At 71.2% G+C, this 17341-nt stretch carries 17 protein-coding genes and 1 tRNA gene; 8 read left to right on the forward strand and 10 right to left on the reverse strand.

Translation table 11 applies throughout. The features are described 5' to 3' along the window. Positions 1-126: 126 nt before the first annotated feature. Entirely contained in the window at positions 127-765 is a 639-nt protein-coding gene (locus ACWDAK_RS32780) for a class I SAM-dependent DNA methyltransferase (protein ID WP_427395561.1), read from the reverse strand. A 291-nt stretch (positions 766-1056) separates the two neighbouring features. Beyond that, complete coding sequence (locus ACWDAK_RS32785) at positions 1057-1554, reverse strand: hypothetical protein (RefSeq protein ID WP_427395562.1); 498 nt, start codon at positions 1552-1554, stop codon at positions 1057-1059. A gap of 805 nt (positions 1555-2359) precedes the next feature. On the opposite strand from ACWDAK_RS32785, the gene ACWDAK_RS32790 reads away from it, so the two are divergent. Continuing rightward, the gene (locus ACWDAK_RS32790) at positions 2360-2968 is read left to right on the forward strand and encodes a hypothetical protein (RefSeq protein WP_344636884.1); all 609 of its coding nucleotides are present in this window, start codon (positions 2360-2362) and stop codon (positions 2966-2968) included. Positions 2969-3523: 555 nt separating this feature from the next. Here the strand turns inward: ACWDAK_RS32790 and ACWDAK_RS32795 are convergent. The 4 genes from ACWDAK_RS32795 to ACWDAK_RS32810 all read right to left on the reverse strand — a co-directional run bounded on the left by ACWDAK_RS32795 (position 3524) and on the right by ACWDAK_RS32810 (position 7221). Next, positions 3524-4585: a hypothetical protein gene (locus ACWDAK_RS32795; RefSeq protein WP_427395563.1), complete on the reverse strand. Its 1062-nt coding sequence runs from the start codon at positions 4583-4585 to the stop codon at positions 3524-3526. Between the two features lie 689 nt (positions 4586-5274). After that, positions 5275-5348 (reverse strand) — tRNA-Pro (locus ACWDAK_RS32800). Positions 5349-5469: 121 nt separating this feature from the next. After that, a complete protein-coding gene (locus ACWDAK_RS32805) occupies positions 5470-6411 on the reverse strand; it encodes a metallophosphoesterase (protein WP_344636939.1) in 942 nt (313 codons plus the stop codon). 144 nt (positions 6412-6555) lie between these two features. Then, positions 6556-7221 carry an O-methyltransferase gene (locus ACWDAK_RS32810; RefSeq protein ID WP_427395564.1) on the reverse strand — a complete coding sequence of 222 codons (666 nt, stop codon included), beginning with the start codon at positions 7219-7221 and terminating at the stop codon, positions 6556-6558. A gap of 195 nt (positions 7222-7416) precedes the next feature. Between ACWDAK_RS32810 and ACWDAK_RS32815 the strand changes: the two genes are divergently transcribed. Next, positions 7417-7872 (forward strand): GatB/YqeY domain-containing protein, encoded by a 456-nt coding sequence (locus ACWDAK_RS32815; RefSeq protein ID WP_427395565.1) that lies wholly within the window; start codon positions 7417-7419, stop codon positions 7870-7872. A gap of 107 nt (positions 7873-7979) precedes the next feature. On the opposite strand, the gene ACWDAK_RS32820 is transcribed toward ACWDAK_RS32815, so the two are convergent. Beyond that, positions 7980-10181, reverse strand: coding sequence for a transglycosylase domain-containing protein (locus ACWDAK_RS32820; protein WP_344636903.1), 2202 nt, complete (start codon positions 10179-10181; stop codon positions 7980-7982). A 435-nt stretch (positions 10182-10616) separates the two neighbouring features. On the opposite strand from ACWDAK_RS32820, the gene ACWDAK_RS32825 reads away from it, so the two are divergent. Beyond that, the gene (locus ACWDAK_RS32825) at positions 10617-10940 is read left to right on the forward strand and encodes a WhiB family transcriptional regulator (protein WP_033333275.1); all 324 of its coding nucleotides are present in this window, start codon (positions 10617-10619) and stop codon (positions 10938-10940) included. A gap of 194 nt (positions 10941-11134) precedes the next feature. Here ACWDAK_RS32825 and ACWDAK_RS32830 read toward each other — a convergent pair whose 3' ends face one another. Both ACWDAK_RS32830 and ACWDAK_RS32835 read right to left on the reverse strand, forming a co-directional pair. After that, entirely contained in the window at positions 11135-12355 is a 1221-nt protein-coding gene (locus tag ACWDAK_RS32830; protein ID WP_344636904.1) for an ArsA family ATPase, read from the reverse strand. Continuing rightward, positions 12352-13362, reverse strand: a complete 1011-nt coding sequence (locus tag ACWDAK_RS32835; RefSeq protein ID WP_344636940.1) for an ArsA-related P-loop ATPase — start codon at positions 13360-13362, stop codon at positions 12352-12354. The genes ACWDAK_RS32830 and ACWDAK_RS32835 overlap by 4 nt, the downstream gene beginning before the upstream one ends. Before the next feature lie 349 nt (positions 13363-13711). Between ACWDAK_RS32835 and ACWDAK_RS32840 the strand changes: the two genes are divergently transcribed. The 5 genes from ACWDAK_RS32840 to ACWDAK_RS32860 all read left to right on the forward strand — a co-directional run bounded on the left by ACWDAK_RS32840 (position 13712) and on the right by ACWDAK_RS32860 (position 16380). Next, a complete protein-coding gene (locus tag ACWDAK_RS32840; RefSeq protein ID WP_095874066.1) occupies positions 13712-13870 on the forward strand; it encodes a DUF4177 domain-containing protein in 159 nt (52 codons plus the stop codon). Further along, the gene (locus ACWDAK_RS32845) at positions 13870-14340 is read left to right on the forward strand and encodes a RidA family protein (protein WP_344636905.1); all 471 of its coding nucleotides are present in this window, start codon (positions 13870-13872) and stop codon (positions 14338-14340) included. Before ACWDAK_RS32840 ends, ACWDAK_RS32845 begins: the two co-directional genes overlap by 1 nt. Positions 14341-14442: 102 nt before the next feature. Further along, a complete protein-coding gene (locus ACWDAK_RS32850; RefSeq protein WP_344636906.1) occupies positions 14443-15303 on the forward strand; it encodes an NUDIX hydrolase in 861 nt (286 codons plus the stop codon). Positions 15304-15367: 64 nt separating this feature from the next. Then, positions 15368-15562: a hypothetical protein gene (locus ACWDAK_RS32855; RefSeq protein ID WP_344636907.1), complete on the forward strand. Its 195-nt coding sequence runs from the start codon at positions 15368-15370 to the stop codon at positions 15560-15562. Beyond that, complete coding sequence (locus tag ACWDAK_RS32860; protein WP_344636908.1) at positions 15559-16380, forward strand: MBL fold metallo-hydrolase; 822 nt, start codon at positions 15559-15561, stop codon at positions 16378-16380. Before ACWDAK_RS32855 ends, ACWDAK_RS32860 begins: the two co-directional genes overlap by 4 nt. A gap of 91 nt (positions 16381-16471) precedes the next feature. On the opposite strand, the gene ACWDAK_RS32865 is transcribed toward ACWDAK_RS32860, so the two are convergent. Beyond that, a complete protein-coding gene (locus tag ACWDAK_RS32865; RefSeq protein WP_045303663.1) occupies positions 16472-17146 on the reverse strand; it encodes a Crp/Fnr family transcriptional regulator in 675 nt (224 codons plus the stop codon). Positions 17147-17341 lie beyond the last annotated feature (195 nt).

Below are 17341 nucleotides of genomic sequence, written 5' to 3' on the forward strand. Positions count from 1 at the left end.
TGTATGACTGGATGACGGGCGCACGCTGCGCCCACACCTGCCGTCCGCCCTGGTCTGCTGTGACACCGGGCATCGGCGGTCAGCGCTCCCTGTCGCCGGAGGCCGCGGCGCCTGCCGGCCTCGCGACTACCGCCTGCGCAGCAACAGGTGGCCCCGGCGGTAGCGCTCCTCCTCGCGCGGCTCGCGCAGCATCCGGCCGACCTCGGCGAAGCCGGCCGCGCGGGCCAGCTCGGCGAGACCGTCGACCGGCCACCGGTAGGCCGGTGCCACCTTGTGGTCGAACTCCACCACCGGCTCGCCCTCGGATTCGAAGAAGGCGAGGAGAAGATGACCGCCCGGCGCCAGCACCCGGCTGAACTCGGCGAAGTACGGGGGAAGTTCCCGCGGCGGCGTGTGGATCACCGAGTACCAGGACACGATGCCGCCCAGCTCGCCGTCGGCCACCTCGAGGGCGTCCATCGAGCCGGCCTCGAAGCGCAGGTCGGGGTAGGCCCCGCGGGCAAGGTCGATCATCACCGGCGACAGGTCGACGCCGAAGACGTCCAGCCCCAGGTCTCGCAGATGTGCCGTCACGACACCGGGACCGCAGCCGAGTTCGGCCACCCGGCCGGCATCGGAGGTGTTCACGAGCTCGGCGAACGCGGCGAGGATCGAGCGGTCCAGCGGGAGCGGGTCGAGCCCGTTCCGGACGAAGTCGGCGTAGCGAACGGCGACGGCGTCGTAGGCGTCCGCCGTCGCGGTCAGGTGGGGGGAGGGTTCAGCCATGGGGAACCACCCTAGATGACCGTCAACCCGCGGTGAGAGGTCCCCGGTCGGACGCCGGCCCGACCCTCCGTCACCCTCCTTTCGGCAGGCATCTCCGACCCGCCGCCGGATCGATCCCGGAAACATGTTCAGCGGGCATCGGTGTGCTCCCTTCCAAGGACCCGCACGGACACAACTCCCTTCACCCTCGCGTCGCCCCTGCGGCCCGGCAAGAAGGGGAGCCTTCCACTGGCCGATCGCGGGGCACCGGGCCGCGTACGAGCCGTGACGCCGCCGCGGGCCGAACGGGCCCTAGGTGGACCGGGACCGGCCACGCGTCTTCTTCCGCTGCTCCTCGCCCGGCCCGCCGTCTGCCTGCGGCGCCCTCAGCGAGAACCAGCAGACCTTGGTTCCGAACAGCCAGGTCACCCCCAGATACAGGTCCGGGCCCACCTGGCGGATCTCGTCACGCACGCCGCCCACGACGAGGGACGTCCTGGAGTAGTCGATGACGATGCACTCCTCGCCGTCCAGCAGACTCGGTCCCGGAGCCACCGTGGCGAGGACCGCCAGCACGTCCAGCGCGGACAGCCGATTGCTCAGGTAGCCCGCGTCGCGGTCGAAGACCTTGCCCCGCCACACGCCCAGACGGATCAATGCGGCGATCGGCCGGGTCAGGGCCGTGCCCGCGCCGATGATGGCGGTGCCTTCCATCGGGCCGTCGGGGATGTCACCAGGCATGCTCACCCGGAAGAGTTCTTCCAGTCGCTCGTCCTCGGCGCTGAGCAGATCATCCTCACTGACTGTCACGATCATCCTCCGGGCGGTCGCCCTGGTCGCTCGCAGCCCGGCGTCGTCGCACCGACCGGTCTCCCCCGGCCGTTCCTTCATCAGGCCAGTGCGGTGTCCGACTCCGAGGCCGCGCATCGCAACAGGACCGCGGTATCGGGTCGACTCAACGATGGAGGCTGTCGGCGCGGACCACCTCCGCTGTTGGCGCAAACGGCTGACAGCCGCCGCGGAAGCCGGACTCCGAGGTCGCCGGTGAGAGCCACACGCCGGCCGCGCGGTGAGTCGGGGCCGCCCTCGTGCGCCATGCCTCGCGGCAGGTCGCGAGGCGCCTTCTGGTGGCAACGACAATGATGCAGGCCTAGTTTGGGGCCTGTGCCGAAGTACCGAGTGCGGCGCCCACACGACCGCGTCGCGCCCCATGGTGATGTTCCATGACCCGAAACCGATATCCGCTCGCGCCCAGCGGCGCCGACGTTCACGCCTTCCGCACTGACGTTCGCCCGCAGCGCGACCGAGTCCATCACGGGGGTCGGAGCGACCTGTACGGCGCACCGAGGCATCGGTGTCCGCCGGGCCGGTCCACTCACTCCGGAGAGCACATGAACCGGTCAACGCCCTGCCCTTGCTGAGGATCAGGGCGCTGACCGGTACCACCGGGCCGGGGCAGCGGGATTTCCGGTATGCGATGCGAGCCGCACTTCCACCTGGCTGGACTCCCCGTGTCATACCTCGGACATGTCCGAAATGACAGCTATAGGGGCTGTCGTTACGTTCGTCGCAGATCGGTCGCCCGGCCGACATCCATGTGACGGAGAGAAGTGACATGCGCACGCGTACGTTAACTGTGGCCGCTGCCGGAAGCGCGGCGGTCCTTGCGGCCACCGGTATCACCTACGCCTCGACCGCCGAATCCGCCCCGGTGTCCCCGTCTGTTCAGCGAGTGGCCCAGCCCGTCCAGCGAGTGGCCCAGCCCGTCCAGCCGGCCACCCCCGCTGCGGCTGTCTCGGGCAGCGGACACGCAAACGGGGAGAAGGACGAGGGCCGCGACCGCGAGGGTGGCGGACGCGCAGGCGGAGACAGGGACGAGGGCCGCGACCACGAGGGCCGCGACCACGAGGGCGGCGGACACGGCCGCGGCCACGAGGAAGAGGGGAGGATCTTCTTCAACGACCGCGCGTACTCCGCCTCCACTGACGGCTGCATCACTGCGGTCAGCGGACTGGGCTCCAGCAGCTTCAGCGTTTTCAACGACAGCCGGAAGACTGTCGAGGTCTTCCGCGGCTTCACCTGTGACAACGGCGCCCCGGTCGCCACCGTGGGTCCCCACGGCGAAACCGACGGCGTTGTGACCCGCACCGTCCACGGAGGCCTGTTCGGTGACGACGGTGTCGCGGGCAGCTTCCTGGTGATCGGCGACTACGACGAGTGGTGACAGCGCCGCCCGGAGGGCGGGACAGCTCCCGGCCCGCCGGGGCCGGGCCGACGTTCCCAGCTTCGTGGATATCCGTGGGGTCGCAGTGGGCACCTGCCTGGCGGGCTGCGGCAGGTGCCCACTGACGGGAGCTCAGACGGGAACTCGGACCGTTCCCGTCCCGCCGACCAGGCGGCCGCGCCGGCGTCCTGCCGAGCCCCCACGGCGTGGCTGAGACCTGCTGCCGGGGTGAGTGGCGCAGGCTTCCGGCCACCTCGGACTCTGCCCAGCGAACCATCGTCGACCTGCTGCGGAGCCGTCGATGCCGGTCAGCGCCGGTAACCCTCGGACGGCCCACTGACGGCCCATGGGCTACTCGGCCAGAGCCCGCCTCCCGGTTGGGGCAGCCCGCCGGCAGTCAGCCGCCCCGACACGACGTCGGCGTTGCCGCAACCGGACACCAACCCGTGCAGCCCTGGCGTTCCTCAGCCCTCGGTGAACGGTCAGGACGTACCAGTGATCCGGAGTTGCGTCGTCCACGATCTTCGCAACGCTGGGGCCCGCCGTGGCACACGGCTACCGCCACTCCAGGACGACATCGCCGTAGCCCAGAGCTGTGGCCGCCTCCTGAGGGGTGACCTGCTGCGGCTGGGCGCCAGGGCTGAGGTCGGTGACGAACGCGGTCTCCTGGTTGCCCTGGACCGAGCGGAACAGCAGCTTCTTCCCGTCGGCCGAGATGGCCTGGGGGATGTTCTTCCGGTCGGTCGCCGGGAGCAGGACGGGGCCGGCGGCATCCATGGCGTTGTCGTAGTCGTTCGGGTGCATCCGGTCGACGTCGAGGGTCCACAGGTTGTTCTGATAGGGCGGCTTCGGGCTCCCGATTTTGGTTGGGGCGCAGAGCAGTGTGTGGTTGTCGATCCACCCGGACGGCCTGCAGTCCATGTCTTTGATCTGGCTGGCGCTTCCGTCGGCCTTCAGAAGCCCACTGGACGTCACCGTCACCACGTTCTGGCCCTCCCCGTCGACGTACGCGACTGCGCGCTTTCCGTCCGGGCTGAAGTACACGCTTCCGCCGGTCACACCGTGCAGGGGGCTGCCCCCCAGGGTCAGGCCGAGGTCGCCGAATCCGGCGGGGGAACCGCTCCACTGCTCGGTGAGCCGGTGGTCGGAGGTGAGGTCGCGACTGGCGATGTGGTCCTGGCCACTCGGGTCGCGGTACGTGAACCAGACGCTCCCGCCGTCGGGGGCGAAGAGTGCGTCCTTCTCCTGGGGAGTGCTGGCGAAACCTGAGCTGGTGCCGGTGAGGTCGGTGAAGTTGCCCTTGCGGTCGACGTAGCCGACGTGGCTCGCGCCTGTCTTGTCGTCGGTGGTGACCACCGCGAGCCGACTGAAGTCGTGGTCGAAGAGCTGACGGACCCGAGGCCCGAAGGCGTTGTCGGAGGCATTGTCATTGCTGCTGCCGGAGGTGGGGAAGTTGCCCGCACACAGCTCCTGCAGGGCGCTCAGCTTGGCTCCGGCCCCGGGGCGGGAGCCGACCACCGCCGTTGCCGGAACGGTGAACTCGACCGATGCCACCTTCTTCCAGCTGCCGGGCTCGAAGCCTTCCACCCACACCTTGGCGGGCCTGGACGCGGGCACGGTGCAACCTGCACTGATCACGAGGTCCCGGTCGCGAAAGGCCGCGTCAGTGGCGGCGGCGCTCGGTGACTTCTGCGTCGAGTCCTGCGCGGGCGCCGTGCTGCGTCCGTCCGAGGCAGCACGCGGTGAAGAGCCCCCGCAGCCGGTGACCAGGGGAAGCGCTAGAGCTGCCATCGCCGCCAGCGGTACCAGTCGCCCGGCGGCATGCCGTGTCCGCGTGTATCCCATGAAGACCCCCATTGTTGTGCAGTGCAGTGCCGTGCCTGGAGCTGACGGTGGACAGGTAGAAGATCTCAGATGAGGGTGCCCATGATCTACGTCATTGGCCGCCCACGACGTGTTGCTGAGTCGAGGGCGCCGGCGGCGGCTGCGGTGGCACTTGATGGGGGTGCGGGCGGGGGTGTGCGGCGGCTGGGTGCTCGGCGCTTCCCCATCTCGGCCGGGGACGCCGCGGTAGTCCGGGCCTGCCACGGCGCCGAGTCGGCGACTGGAGCGAGGAGGCGGCCTCGGAGAAGCGGCGGAAGGTGCGTCCTGGTTCCCCCGGGGTCGCACTCGGCGCTGCTGAGGGTGGATCAGTAGCGGCGGCTCGGGAGTGGGATCCACTCCCCGATCGCTCCCAAGGGCGCTCAGAAACCAGTCAGGGCCCTGATCCTCAGTGAGGATCAGGGCCCTGACCTGGTACTACTGGGTCGGGGTGGCGGGATTTGAACCCACGGCCTCTTCGTCCCGAACGAAGCGCGCTACCAAGCTGCGCCACACCCCGGTCTTTCCTTTGTTGCTTCCGTCTCCGTCGCAACGAGTAGAACTCTACCGGACGAGTGCCGAGAGGTGAAATCCGCCCCTCCAAAAGGGACAAAAGGGGCGGATTGACGCGCGAGGGCTGATCAGGGCTTGGGGGTGAGGGTGAGGAGGGTGGCTTCGGGAGGGCAGGCGAACCGGATGGGGGTGTATCGGTTGGTGCCGCAGCCGGCCGAGACGTGCAGGTAGGAACGGTGGCCGTCGGCCTGGTGGGAGGAGAGGCCCTTGACCCGGTCGGTGTCGAGGTCGCAGTTGGTGACGAGGGCGCCGTAGAAGGGGATGCAGAGCTGCCCGCCGTGGGTGTGGCCGGCGAGGATCAGCGGATAGCGGTCGGCGGCGAAGGCGTCGAGCACCCGCAGGTAGGGCGCGTGCACCACGGCGAGCGAGAGGTCGGCGTCGGCGGACGGGCCGCCGGCCACCTCGGCGTAGCGGTCACGGCGGATGTGCGGGTCGTCCAGGCCGGTGAACTCGATGTCGAGTCCGGCGACCTTCAGCCGCCCCCGGGTGTTGGTGAGGTTGAGCCAGCCGGCCGCGTCGAAGCCGTCCCGGAGCTGCTCCCACTCGATGTGGCAGGCGCCGGTGATGCCGCGCCGGCCGGTCCCGTCGGGGTTGTTCAGCCCGTGCACCCCGGTGCGCAGCGCCTTCAGGTAGCGCGCGGGGTTCTTCTTGGCGGGGCCGTAGTAGTCGTTGGAGCCGAAGACGTACGCGCCGGGGAACTCCATCAGCGGCCCGAGGGCGTCCAGCGCGTACGGGATGCCGTCCGGGTCGGAGAGGTTGTCGCCGGTGTTGACCACCAGGTCGGGGCGGAGCGCGGCCAGGCTCTGCAGCCAGCGGTGCTTCTTGCGCTGTCCGGCGACCATGTGGATGTCGGAGACCTGGAGCACCCGGATCGGCCGCGCGCCCTTCGGCAGGATCGGGACGTCGACCCGGCGCAGCCGGAACGAGCGGACCTCGTAACCGGCGGAGTAGACGAGACAGGCGGCGCCGGTGGCGGCGATGCCGAGGGGGACGGAGTACAGCGGTCGCATCGGTCCATCGTCGCAGACGCCGAAAGCGCGCGTGAACGGGCGGTTCCCCGCTCTGAGCAGCCGGATTCGCAGACTGTCGGCCCCGGCGGATCGGGGCCGTCGGCCTTGCGGATCGCCGCCGCGGACCTCGGTGGATCCCGGCAGTCAGGAGGGAGCTGACAGCCGGTCGGGTACGTCGGTGCCGAGTGGCGTACGGACCCCGAGGATCACGCTCAGGTCCGACGCCAGCGGCAGTTCGACGGCGCGCAGCGCGGGGTGCCGCAGCCAGTGCAGCCGGGCTCGGTCGGGCTCCCCCCGGTGCAGCGGGGGCCAGTCGGCGGACGGGGTGAAATCGTCGATCACCAGGACCCCGCCGGGAGTGAGCAGTCGGACGGGATCCGCGGCTTCCCCGGGGTCGCCCGGCAGCAGCGCCGGCGGGCCGCCCTTGGCCTGGCCGCCGCCGTCGAGGACCAGCAGGTCGTACGGGGCGTGGCGGTACAGCTCGGTCCAGTCCGCATGCAGGACCCGGACGGCGGGGTGCCCGGCGAAGAGCCGTCCCGCGGCGGCGGCCCGTGCCTCGTCGCGCTCGGCACTGACCAGCCGGACGCCCTCGCGGGCCCCGGTGGCCAGCCAGGCCAGTCCGACGCCGAAGCCGGTGCCGGTCTCGCCGATCCGGGCGTGGGCGCCGCCGGCGAGCGCGCGCAGCAGTCGGCCCTGTTCCGGGCGGCAGGAGTTCGCGAAGCCGGCCTCCCGGGCCGCGGTGACCGCCTGGGCCACCAGGGGCGGGAGGTCGCTCTCGGTCCGGTGGGCATCGGTTCCGTTGGGCGACATTGCGCCATCCTCTCCCGGCCGCCGCCGCTCTGTCCGGCGAACGGGAGGAGGTGCGTTGACGGCCCGTCGGCAGGGCTGGGTGTGGTTCCGACGGGGTGGCGCGAGTCCCCGGGGTGCGGTCCCGGCGGGGCGACGCGGGTTCCCGGGCCGGTTATTCGGGAGCGTCGGGTTTCCGCAGGTGGGACACTCATCAGCATGACAACGCTCAAGGAGCAGCTGCACGAGGACCTCACGGCTGCGATCAAGGCCCGGGACGAGCTGCGCGCGTCCACGATCCGGCTGACACTGGCCGCCGTCACCAGCGAGGAGGTGGCCGGCAAGGAGAAGCGCGAGCTGACGGACGACGAGGTGCTGAAGGTGATCGCCCGGGAGGCGAAGAAGCGCCGGGAGGCGGCCGAGGCCTTCGAGAACGCCGGTCGGGTGGATTCGGCCGCGCAGGAGCGCGCCGAGGGTGAGTTGCTGGCGCACTACCTGCCCAAGCAGCTCAGCGACGAGGAGCTGAAGGCGATCGTCGCTGCCGCGGTGGCCGAGAGCGGTGCTACCGGACCGCAGGGCATGGGCGCGGTGATGAAGCTGGTGCGTCCGAAGGTCGAGGGCGTCGCCGAGGGCGGCCGGGTGGCCGCCGCGGTGAAGGCCGCACTGTCGGGCTGATCCGCCGAGGTCCGGGCTGATCCGCCGGCCGGCCTGGACACGAAGAGGACGGACACGGCGAAGGGGTGCCCCCGCTGTGGGGGCACCCCTTCGCCGTACCGTGGGTGTCAGTGGTGCTTGCCGCCCTTGCCGGGCCCACCGTTGCCGCCGCCGATGACGCCCGGCGGCAGGGTGAAGCCGCCGTTGATCAGGCCGGTGGCGCCGTTGCCGTTGGCACCTCCGTCGCCGGCGGGCGGCGCGGGGTTGGCGGGCTCGGTGTTGCCGCCGCCGGGAGGGGTGGCCGGGTCGGGGATGGACACCAGCTGGAAGCTGCTCTTCGGGGTGCCCGCCACGGCGTCGTTCATGGCCATCTGCCAGATCGGGCCGGGGCCGGAGGAGCCGTAGACCGAGTCGAAGTACTCGCCGCCGATGGTGATGTTGCGCATGGAGACGTTGCCGCCGGGGCCGCCGAGCCAGACGGCGGTGGCGAGGTCGGGGGTGTAGCCGTTGAACCAGGCGGCGTAGCGGTTGTCGGTGGTACCGGTCTTACCGGCGAACTCGCGGCCGTCGTTGATCTTGATGTTGGACGCGGTGCCCTTCTCGATCACCGTCTTCAGCAGGGTGTTGACCCCGTCGGCGGTGGTCCCGAGCATCGCCTGGGTGCAGTTGGCCTGCGGGACGGCCAGCTTCTTGCCGTCGGCACCGACCACCGAGCTGATCGCGATCGGGTCGCAGTACAGGCCGCGGGCGGCGAAGGCGGCGTAGACGGCGGCCATCCGCATCGGGCTGACCTCGACCGCGCCGAGGATGCTCGAGGGCTGCTGGACCAGGGGCGCACCGCTGGCCAGGGTCTTGATGCCGAGCTTGTTGACCATCTGCTTCATCGGGCAGAGGCCGACGTCCTTGCCGAGCTCGACGAAGTAGGTGTTGACCGACTTGGCCATCGCCTCCTTCATGTCGTACGGCCCGACCTCGCTCGAGCTCTCGTTCTCGACCGTGCTGCCGTCGGCCTTCCAGGTGCCGTTGCAGGTGGTCATGGTCGGGTACGGGATCTGGTGCTCGGACGGGTACTGCTGGGTGATCGGCGTGCCCGACTCCAGCGCGGCCGCCGCCAGGATCGGCTTGAAGGTCGAGCCGGGGGAGAAGCCGTTGCCGCCGCCCATCGCCGCGTCGACGTTGAGGTTGAGCACGGTCTGGTTCTGCTTGGCGTCCAGGCCGTAGGGGCGGGTCTGGGCCATCGCCAGGATCTCGCCGGTGCCCGGCTTGATCATGGTCATCGCGGCCGAGACGGAGTCGGTCGGGTTGACCTTGGTGGTGACCGCCTTGTACGCCGCCGCCTGCTTCTCGGGGTCGATGGTGGTGTAGATCTTCAGGCCGCCCTGGCTCCAGAGCTTCTGCCGGTCGGCCTGGGTCTTGCCGAACACCGGGTCCATCTTCACCACGTGCCGGACGTAGTCGCAGAAGAAGCCCATGCCCGCCTGGGCGGTGATGCAGCCGTTCAGCGGCTCCTTGTACTTGATGCCGAGCGGGGAGGCCAGCGCGTCCTTGGCCTGCTGCGGGGTGATGTGCTTGTACTCCAGCAGCTTGTTGATCACCGTGTTGCGGCGGTTCTGCGCGGCCTGGGGATGCAGGACCGGGTCGTACGCCGACGGGTTCTGCACCAGACCGGCCAGCATCGCGGCCTCGGGGATGGTCAGGTCCTTGGCGCTCTTGCTGAAGTAGCGGGTGGCGGCCGCCTCGACGCCGTACGCCTGGTGGCCGTAGAAGGTGATGTTCAGGTAATTGGTGAGGATCTGATCCTTGCTCAGGTCCTCCTCCAGCTTGATGGCGTACTTCAGCTCCTGGATCTTGCGACCCATGCTCTTCCTCGTGGCCTCCAGGAACGCGTCCTGGTCGTCACCGGCCTGCTCCACGTTGACGTTCTTCACGTACTGCTGGGTCAGCGTGGAGGCGCCCTGGGCGGCGGAGCCGGACTCGGCGTTCTTGCTGGCCGCGCGGATGATGCCCTTGAGGTCGATGGCGCCGTGCTCGAAGAAGCGGTTGTCCTCGATGTCGACCTGGGCCTGCCGCATGATCGGGGCCATCTGGTCCTTGGTGAGGACGGTGCGGTCCCGGTCGAAGACCTTGGCGATCACGCCGCCCTTGGCGTCGTAGATGTACGAGGCCTGGGAGAGCGGCGGGGTCTTGAAGTCGTCCGGGATGTTGTCGAAGCTCTCGGCGGTGTCCTTCGCGGTCAGCCCGAGTGCGCCGACGGCGGGCATCGCCATGCCCGCGACCAGCAGTCCGGCCAGCACGCTGGTGCCCAGGAACTTGAGTCCGAGGCCGGCCATGTCGACAGGATGTCGCGAGGGTCGCTGAGGTGCCATGGGGAAACCCTACGTTGCCAAATACCGGGCGAGAGGGCAGGTGTTCGCCTACGCTTGTCACAAGACTGCGACAGCTTCGCTCTGTTCATCGCCATCACTCTTGTGAGTGATGAGCTTTGTCCGATTCGCCACAGTTTGTGATGGTTGGAATCGGGTCCTGATGGCGGCTCCATGGCGCAGCGTGACGAGAGTGGTCCGAGTGGCTCTGACAAGCCCTGCGACCTGCGATCACTCCAACGAGTGAGAAGTCAGATACCCATAGTCCGATCGGGTCATTTGAGATTGAGCCCGTAGGGGCTGTTGCGCGCTGTCGTTCTTCCGTAACGTCCTCAACTGGCAACGGTGAATATGCCGTTGCCGCCGTGGGGGAGCCCCGATTCGGGAGAGGACGGCGCCAGCATGGGCTGGGTGGACGACTGGAGTGCGCAGGCCGCCTGCCGCACGAGTGATCCGGACGAGCTGTTTGTTCAGGGGGCGGCGCAGAACCGCGCCAAAGCGGTGTGCAGCGGCTGCCCGGTGCGCACCGAGTGCCTGGCGGACGCGCTCGACAACCGGGTCGAGTTCGGCGTGTGGGGCGGTATGACCGAGCGCGAGCGCCGGGCGCTCCTGCGCCGCAGGCCGACGGTGATGTCCTGGCGCCGGCTGCTGGAGACGGCCCGGACGGAGTACGAGGAGTCGCTGGCGACTGGCGTCATCCTCACCGACTACGCCCAGGCGGGCTGAGCACGGCCGGGCCGGCCATGGGCGGGCGGCTCGCCTCGCCGGGCTACGCCGCGTCGGGCAGTACAACGTCGGGCAGTACAACATCGGGCTTCACCGCGTCGGGTCCCGTCACGTCGGCCTCCGTCGCGCCGGGCTGCGCCTGTCGGCCGCACCGCTCCGCGGGCCACGCCGTCCGCAGGTCACGCGTCCGCAGGTCACTCCGTTCTGCCGAGGCGGTCGCCGATGGCGCGCAGGCCGTCCAGGTCGTGCACGTCGCCGGGCAGCGCGCTAACCTCCACGATCGGTACGTCCGGGTAGACCGACACGAAGCGGTCCCGGGTGCGCCGCTCCCGGTCCATGATCTGCATGCGTTCGGCGTGCAGTCGGAGCAGTCCGGCAGCCAGTGACTCGGCCGCCGCGGAGTTCGGTGAGCCGTTCTCCTCCAGCGCCTCGGCCGCCGCCAGTGCCCGTTCCGCCGTGAGCTGGGGCGCGTCGGTGCCGTGCACCCGGTTGAGCACCAGTCCGGCCAGCGGCATCTCGTCCGCTGCCAGCCGGTCCACGAAGTAGGCCGCCTCGCGCAGCGCGTCCCGCTCCGGCGCCGCCACCACCAGGAAGGCCGTGCCCGGCGCCTTGAGCAGCTGGTAGGTGCGGTCCGCCCGCTCGCGGAAGCCGCCGAACATCGAGTCCATGGCGCCGACGAAGGTCTGAACATCCGTCAGCAGCTGGGCGCCGAAGATCTTGCCGAGGGTGCCGGTCAGCAGGCCCATGCCGACGTTGAGGAACCTCATCGCGCTGCGCCCGCCGACCTTGGCGGGGGCGGTCAGCAGCCGGATCACCTTGCCGTCCAGGAAGGAGCCGAGGCGGTTCGGCGCGTCCAGGAAATCCAGCGCGGAGCGGGACGGCGGGGTGTCGACCACGATCAGGTCCCACTCGTCGGCCGCTCGCAGCTGGCCGAGCTTCTCCATCGCCATGTACTCCTGGGTGCCGGCGAAACCGGCCGACAGGGACTGGTAGAAGGGGTTCTCCAGGATCGCCTTCGCCCGGGCGGGCTCCGCGTGGGCCAGCACGACCTCGTCGAAGGTCCGCTTCATGTCGAGCATCATGGCGTGCAACTCGCCCGCCCGTCGCCCGCCGCCGCCCTCGGCCGAGCCTCCCCCTGACTCCGTGCGGGGGGACCCTCCTCGCGGCGCCCCTTCCATCTGCCGGGTGCCCTTGACCGGGCGCGGGGTGTTGTCCAGCTCGGTGAGGCCCATCGACTGGGCGAGCCGGCGGGCCGGGTCGATGGTCAGCACGACCACCTTCCGGCCGCGCTCCGCCGCCCGCAGACCGATCGCGGCGGCGGTGGTGGTCTTGCCGACCCCGCCCGAGCCGCAACAGACCACGATCCGGGTCTTCGGGTTGTCGATCAGCGCATCGATCGCCAGCAGCGCCGTCATGCTGCCCCCTGTCGCTTCAGCTCGCCCGCCAGCCGGTACAGGCCGCCGAGGTCCACGCCCTCGCCGAGCAGCGGGAGTTCGTATGTCGGCAGTCTCAACTGCTGCAGCGCCGAACGCTGTTCGCGCTCCAGCTCGACCCGCTCGGCGTGCTCACGGGCCTGTTCGAGCAACGGGTCCAGCAGCGGCTCGACCGCCGTACGGACCGTCGCCGCCGTCCGTGAGCGGCCGCCGAGGCCGGCCTCGCCGAGCGCCCGCGCGACCTCCTCGCGGTGGTCCCCGTCAACCGCCGCCACCGCGGCGGCGTCCAGGACCGGCGGGCGGACCATGTTCACCAGCACGCCGCCGACCGGCAGACGGGCCTCGTGCAGTTCGGTGATGCCGTCCACGGTCTCCTGCACCGGCATCTCCTCCAGCAGGGTGACCAGGTGCACCGCGGTCTCCGGCGACCTGAGCACCCGCATCACCGCCTGCGCCTGGCCGTGGATCGGCCCGATCCTGGCCAGCCCGGCCACCTCGGAGTTGACGTTCAGGAATCTGGTGATCCGCCCGGTCGGCGGCGCGTCCATCACGATCGCGTCGTAGGCGCGGCGTCCGTCGGGGCCCTTGCGGCGGGCCGCCTCGCAGGCCTTGCCGGTCAGCAGCACGTCCCGGACACCCGGTGCGATGGTGGTCGCGAAGTCGACGAATCCGACCTTCTGCAGGGCCTTCCCGGCCAGGCCGAGCTTGTAGAACATGTCGAGGTACTCGAGCAGTGCCAGCTCGGTGTCGATCGCCAGCCCGAAGATCTCCCCGGAGCCCTTGCCGGGCAGACCGAGCTGGGCCGGGGTGACGGCGGCGATCTTCCGCTCCTCGTAGGGCAGTGCGGCGATCCCGAACAGCTCGGCGATGCCCTGCCGGCCCTCGACCTCGATCAGCAGTGTCCGGCCGCCCTCGGCGGCGAGGGCTATGGCCAGCGCGGCGGCCAGCGTGGTCTTGCCCGTCCCGCCCTTGCCGCTGACGACGTGCAGTCGGACGCCCTCCCAGTCCGGGCCGCCGGTGGCGTCCGGCGCGCTCTCCCCGTCCGGTGCGCCGGGCCCGCCTGCCCCGGAGCGCCCCGCGGGGGCCCCCTTCGAGGTGGGTCGGTCCGCTGGGCCGGGAGTGCTCGCCACGCTCCGTCTCCGTCCGTCCGTTGGCCGGCACCCCTGGGGCGCCCTTCCCGCGAGGGTAACCAGCGGCGGCTCGCGATGCGGGGAGCACCCTGGCACCCCGGCGGATTCATGCCCGCTTTGTGGCTCACCTCACACCCGCGGTGCGCGGCCCGGCGGACCCGGTGCGTGCGGCACGGGCGGCGGCCGGTCCTCGTCTAGAGTCAGCGCCATGACCAAGTGGGAATACGTCACCGTGCCGCTGCTCGTGCACGCCACCAAGCAGATCCTCGACACCTGGGGCGAGGACGGCTGGGAGCTCGTCCAGGTCGTCCCGGGGCCGAACAACCCCGAGCAGCTGGTTGCCTACCTCAAGCGGGAGAAGAGCTGATGAGCAAGGTTGAGGAGAAGCTGGCCGAGCTCGGCCTGACCCTCCCCGAGGTGGCCAAGCCGGTGGCCGCGTACGTCCCGGCGATCCGCTCCGGCGAGTACGTCTTCACCTCGGGCCAGCTGCCGGTGGTCGAGGGCAAGCTGCCGAAGACCGGCAAGGTCGGCGCCGAGGTCACCCCGGACGAGGCCAAGCAGCTGGCGCAGACCTGTGCGCTCAACGCGCTGGCCGCCGTGAAGTCCGTGATCGGCGACCTGGACCGGATCGAGCAGGTCGTCAAGGTGGTCGGTTTCGTCGCCTCCGCCCCCGACTTCACCGGCCAGCCCGCCGTGATCAACGGTGCCAGCGAACTGCTCGGCGAGGCGCTCGGCGAGGCCGGTGTGCACGCCCGCAGCGCGGTCGGCGTCGCGGTCCTGCCGCTGGACGCCCCGGTCGAGGTCGAGATCCAGGTCCGGGTCCGGGCCGGCTCCTGACGGACGGTACGGGACGGCCGGGGCCGGTCATGGCCCGACCCCGGCCGCCGCGGTTCCTCCGGGCCCTGTCCAAGCCGGGCCTCACCCGCTTAGCATCCGGGCATGGATCACCGAGCACCGTCGGCCCCGATGCCGCCTTCCTGGCCCGCCCGGATCCGGGCGGTGGAGTCCGGCGAGCTGACCCCGCCCGTGCCGAAGCCCGCTGCCACGGTGGTGCTGCTGCGCGACGCGGCCGAGGGCCCGCAGGCGTACCTGCTGCGCCGCCGCACCTCCATGGCCTTCGCGGGCGGGATGTACGCCTACCCGGGCGGCGGAGTGGACCCGCGCGACGCCGAGGCCGAACTCGCCTGGGCCGGGCCCTCACCGCGGGAGTGGGCCGAGCGGCTCGGCGTGGACGCCCGCACCGCGCAGGCGGTGGTCTGCGCGGCCGTCCGGGAGACCTTCGAGGAGGCCGGTGTGCTGCTGGCCGGGCCGGACGCCCACAGCACCGCCGAGCCCCGGGACTGGACCGAGCAGCGGGCCGCCCTGGAGGCCCACCGGCTCTCCTTCGCCGACTTCCTGCAGAGCAACGGGCTGCTGCTGCGCAGCGACCTGCTGGCTGCCTGGGCCCGCTGGGTCACCCCGGCCTTCGAGGAGCGCCGGTACGACACCTGGTTCTTCGTCGCCGCACTGCCCGCCGACCAGCAGGCCGCGCTCCAGGTCGGCGAGGCCGACCGGGTCGCCTGGCTGCCGCCCGCCGAGGCCGTCCGGGGCCATGCGGAGGGCCGGTACGGCATGCTGCCGCCGACCGTGACGGTGCTGCGCGAGCTGCTGCCGGTCCGGACGGCGGCGGAGGCGCTCACGGCGGCGGCGGACCGGCGGATCGAACCCGTCCTCGGCCGGGCCACGGTGGCCGGCGACCGGCTGACGGTGCGATGGTCTGGGTACGAGGAGCTGACCATCGACGGCCACTTCCCGCCGTGACCCGCTGATGGACCGGCCTGCACCCCCACAGCCACTTTGCGAACCCAGGAAGGAATCCCGCCCGATGAACCACGACGAAGTGGCTCCGCGCCCGGCACGCGCCCTGCCGGGTGACGCCGCGCCGATCCGTTCGCTCCCCGCCCGTACGCCGGCCGGTGGCCGCTACGACGCCGCACCGGCCGGCGAGACCGGCAAGCGCCCGCTGGAGCGCGCCCTCCCGCTGCGCTCACTGATCCGGAGCAGCGAGGGCGGCCGGTGAGCGGACTGCTGCCGGGCGACCCCGCCGCCACCGTCGGCGGTGAGGCCACCGCCCGGGCGCTGTGCGTGCTGGCGCCCAACCCGTCGCCGATGACGCTGGACGGCACCAACACCTGGCTGCTCTCCGAACCGGGCTCGGACCTCGCGGTGGTGGTCGATCCGGGCCCGCTGGACGAGGGCCATCTGCGCCGGGTCGTCGACGCCGCCGAGCAGCGCGGCAAGCGGGTGGCGCTGACGCTGCTGACCCACGGGCACCACGACCACGCCGAGGGGGCCGCCCGCTTCGCCGAGCTGACCGGCACCGAGGTGCGGGCCCTCGACCCGGCGCACCGGCTGGGTTCCGAGGGGCTGCACGGCGGACAGGTGCTCGACGTCGGCGGTCTGGAGCTGCGGGTGGTCGCCACGCCCGGGCACACCGCGGACTCGCTGACCTTCCACCTGCCGGCCGACGGCGCGATCATCACCGGGGACACCGTGCTCGGCCGGGGCACCACGATGGTCGCCCATCCGGACGGCAGGCTCGGCGACTACCTGGACTCACTGCGGCGGCTGCACACCATGGCGGCCGAGCACGACGTACGGACCGTGCTGCCGGGACACGGCCCGGTGCTCGCGGACGCGCTCGGCGCGGTCGACTACTACCTGGCGCACCGGGCCACCAGGCTCGCCCAGGTGGAGACGGCGGTCGAGGACGGGTGCCGGACGGCCGCGGAGGTGGTGGCCCGGGTGTACGCGGACGTGGACCGCTCCCTCTGGCCGGCGGCCGAACTGTCGGTCCAGGCCCAGCTCAGCTATCTGGAGGAGCACGGCCTGATCTGACGCGCGGCGGAGCCCGCCGTCACGGGGCAGGGCAAGCCGGCAGGGGCCCGGGGACGGTTCCCCGGGCCCCTGCCGGCTCAGGGAGCGGTGCTCAGCGCGAGCGGCGGGAGAGGCGCTCGACGTCCATCAGGACGACCGCGCGGGCCTCCAGCTTCAGCCAGCCGCGGCCGGCGAAGTCGGCGAGCGCCTTGTTGACCGTCTCGCGGGAGGCGCCGACCAGCTGGGCCAGCTCCTCCTGGGTCAGGTCGTGGGCGACGTGGATGCCCTCCTCGGACTGCACGCCGAAGCGGCGGGAGAGGTCGAGCAGTGCCTTGGCCACGCGGCCGGGCACGTCGGAGAAGACCAGGTCGGACATCACGTCGTTGGTCCGGCGCAGGCGGCGGGCGATGGCCCGGAGCAGCGCGATGGACACCTCGGGGCGGGCGTGCAGCAGCGGCAGCAGGTCGCCGTGCCCGAGGCCGAGCAGCTTGACCTCGGTGAGCGCGGTGGCGGTCGCGGTGCGCGGGCCCGGGTCGAAGAGCGACAGCTCGCCGATCATCTCGCTGGGGCCGAGGACGGCGAGCATGTTCTCGCGGCCGTCCGGCGAGGCGCGGTGCAGCTTCACCTTGCCCTCGACCACGACGTAGAGCCGGTCGCCCGGGTCGCCCTCGTGGAACAGCGACTCGCCGCGGGCGAGTGTCACCTCGGTCATGGAAGCGCGCAGCTCGGCGGCCTGATCGTCGTCGAGAGCCGCGAAGAGCGCGGCACGCCGCAGAACGTCGTCCACGAGCTTCCTCCTGCTGGGTGTGGGGCGGTCCTACTCGTCAAGACTGCATCACCAAGGATGACGCATGTCGCTCCGATCATATGAGGAGGGGGTGGGGCGCGGTGCGTGGTGCGCGGCCATTTGTACTCACCGTGACCTTCGAATCCTGGGCGAGGCATCACCGGAAGTGCGTACACATTCGGTAAAGAGAAGGTC

Source organism: Kitasatospora sp. NPDC001175 (assembly GCF_053598215.1).